General features: G+C 55.6%; 3 protein-coding genes, 1 tRNA gene and 2 pseudogenes. 3 read left to right on the top strand and 3 right to left on the bottom strand.

What is annotated here, in order from left to right; genetic code table 11:
• On the top strand, positions 1 to 801 hold an 801-nt coding region (locus ROA7023_RS23290), incomplete at its 5' end, for an IS1595 family transposase (RefSeq protein WP_234992432.1).
• Positions 802 to 1,178: 377 nt separating this feature from the next.
• Here the strand turns inward: ROA7023_RS23290 and ROA7023_RS23295 are convergent.
• A complete protein-coding gene (locus ROA7023_RS23295) occupies positions 1,179 to 1,553 on the bottom strand; it encodes a helix-turn-helix domain-containing protein (protein ID WP_085881323.1) in 375 nt (124 codons plus the stop codon).
• Positions 1,554 to 1,750: 197 nt separating this feature from the next.
• Here ROA7023_RS23295 and ROA7023_RS24255 point away from each other — a divergent pair, with 197 nt between their 5' ends.
• Entirely contained in the window at positions 1,751 to 2,008 is a 258-nt protein-coding gene (locus ROA7023_RS24255; protein WP_143535736.1) for a hypothetical protein, read from the top strand.
• Between the two features lie 2 nt (positions 2,009 to 2,010).
• Here the strand turns inward: ROA7023_RS24255 and ROA7023_RS24645 are convergent.
• Positions 2,011 to 2,109 (bottom strand) — tRNA-OTHER (locus tag ROA7023_RS24645).
• A 49-nt stretch (positions 2,110 to 2,158) separates the two neighbouring features.
• Between ROA7023_RS24645 and ROA7023_RS24260 the strand changes: the two are divergent.
• A pseudogene (locus ROA7023_RS24260) lies at positions 2,159 to 2,272 on the top strand (IS5/IS1182 family transposase); the annotation flags it as partial.
• On the opposite strand, the pseudogene ROA7023_RS23300 reads toward ROA7023_RS24260, so the two are convergent.
• Positions 2,269 to 2,420, bottom strand: a pseudogene (locus tag ROA7023_RS23300) (IS5/IS1182 family transposase); the annotation flags it as partial. The pseudogenes ROA7023_RS24260 and ROA7023_RS23300 overlap by 4 nt on opposite strands.

The raw sequence follows: 2,420 nt of genomic DNA on the forward strand, positions 1-2,420 counted from the left end.
GGCGGTAGCATCCGCTTCAGCACAGCCGACTTACGTTCCGGTGAATATCCCAAATCATCGTCCTATCCCGCCCACCTGAGAAATAGAGGGAAAATAGAGCGGCGGACAACTACGCTGACACAGGGGGCTATCTACCTGATGGTGTCCAGCAAGAAGGGCATCAGCAGCCACCAGCTTCACCGCGTTTTGGAAATCACGCACAAGTCCGCTTGGTTCATGTCGCATCGCATCCGTGAGGCGATGCGCTCCGATGGTGCCGTTGAGTTCGGCGCTGGCGGCGGCACGGTCGAAGTGGATGAGACGTTCATCGGCAACGACCGCACCATCAAGCCGAAGCACACCAAGAGGGGCCGTGGATACGCACACAAGCACAAGCTTCTGACCCTCGTGGATCGCAACACGGGCCGCGCCCGCAGCATGGTGGTGGACGACCTCAAGACTACGACGCTCCTGCCGATCCTCAAGGCGAACATCGCGGCAGAGGCTGTCGTCTACACCGATGAAGCCGGTCAGTACGTCAAGCTTGGCGACACCTTCGCAACACACGACTTCACGCGCCACGGTGCCGGTGAGTACGTGCGCGGCGACGTTCACACGAACACGATTGAAGGCTATTTCTCCATCTTCAAGCGCGGCATGAAGGGCGTCTATCAGCACTGCGCCAAGAAGCACCTGCACCGCTACGCGGCAGAGTTTGAGTTCCGGTATAATAACCGAGTCGTAAATGGTGTGGATGATGTTGCGCGCGGGCAGATCGCCCTGCGCGGTGTTGTCGGCAAGCGGCTCACATACGCTCAATAGCTCGGCAATGATTCAATCAATTGCGCCCGCGTCAGCAAACGCTTCAACGCAGGCAAGAAGTGACTACACTGTTCCTTGTGGTGGCAAAAACCTTGCACGGTGCCGGTTCGCCGGTTGCGTCATTCACAGAAAGAGGGAGCAGTTTCCTGCTCCCTCCGGCTTTCGCGGCAAGTCAGAGTTCGATGCGGAACGCTTTCTTGCCATACCACTTGGCCCAAATACGGCGACCATCTTTGGTCGTGATGTAGGGCCGGAAGACGACCTTTTTGTCGTCAGTAGATTTGTCCATGGGGAATCCTTTCCTTGTGGACGTGAACCACTCCCTCAGATTGCTTTCCACGGCTAATCTCTGAGGGAGTGGGCCTCGCAGCAAAAGATCAGAACGACCTGTCACCCGAAGTTCGTAGCGGGGTAACCCCCGGCATCTCTGTGAATTTTTTCAAACGATAGGCGTTGCCATCGTAGACAACAACTTCATCAGTCTTGAGTCGCGACAGTAGGCTGGATACAGAGCCGCGCTCAAGGTCAATTCCCTTTTCCTTTGCTAGGTCCACAGCGGTGGCTGCATTAAGGCCGCTTCTGCCAACCTCTTCCAGTAGGTCAAGAACCGTGGTTTTGACGCTACCCTTGACCGCTCGCGTCTGTTTGGGCGTAGGGGTTTCGTCTAGCATTTCGAGGAGTAAGGACTCCTGGGCTTGAAGCTTCTCAATTTCGCGCCTGATCCTCTCAAGCCGCGAACGAATATCGTTCATAGTTGGCGCTCTTGGCATAGCGACCTCCGTATTGTGGTGACCCCGGTGGGACTCGAACCCACACACCTTGCACGGTTTCCGTTTTAAAGACGGCTGCGTCTACCATTCCGCCACGGGGCCTATGTTGTGCGGTTTAGGACCGCTTACGCAACATCCTGTGGCATCAAGAGCATAAGAGTCAACGGCAATTTGCGTTTATGATGCTGCATCCCCGTAAAGTGTATTTTCTCAAAGACTTACAGGCTGCGTTAAAATTACAAGCAAACGGTATTGCAGGCATGTTCGGAGCGCCGCCGAATCACTATAATGGCCAAATGAAAAAGGAAAAATCCCAACTAGAACGCTTTAAAGAAGCCGCCCGTCAGCTAGAATCTGACGACGACGAAAAGCGCTTTGAGGAACGGCTCAAGAAGCTTGTGAAGCAGAAGCCGAAGGACGACAAAAAAGAAGATTGAGGGCGTGCGGGCGGGACTCGAACCCGCACCTCGGGTCAAAGGCTTCTGATCTCCTGTCCCGCTTAAGGCGGGCGCACTCTATCCGCTTAAGCTACCGCACGAGATGACGATGCAACACAGGGAACGGGTTTGTCAAATATACAATCGCCCAAAAAAGGGGGGCGTGGACGTCTGATTGGGCGGACCAAGGGCGGCATGAACACCAAGCTGCATGCCGTCACCGATACGATTGGGCGGCCAATCCGGTTCTTCATGACGGTCGGTAGGCTGCTGAGCAATGCGCGTGCGCCGATGTAATCGCTGACCTGTCCGGCGGTGACGAACAGGTCGATCGGTCGTCCCTGACTGTCGCAGATGGCGTGCAGCTTGGTGTTCATGCCGCCTTTGGTTCGACCGATAAGACGACCACGCC

Source organism: Roseisalinus antarcticus (assembly GCF_900172355.1).
Taxonomy (GTDB): domain Bacteria; phylum Pseudomonadota; class Alphaproteobacteria; order Rhodobacterales; family Rhodobacteraceae; genus Oceanicola; species Oceanicola antarcticus_A.

What these genes read in the sequence shown, in the direction of transcription:
- ROA7023_RS24255 (WP_143535736.1), top strand. Translation starts at nt 1,751, where the DNA reads ATGATGCTGCATCCCCGTAAAGTGTATTTTCTCAAAGACTTACAGGCT.
- ROA7023_RS23295 (WP_085881323.1), bottom strand. Translation starts at nt 1,553, where the DNA reads ATGAACGATATTCGTTCGCGGCTTGAGAGGATCAGGCGCGAAATTGAG.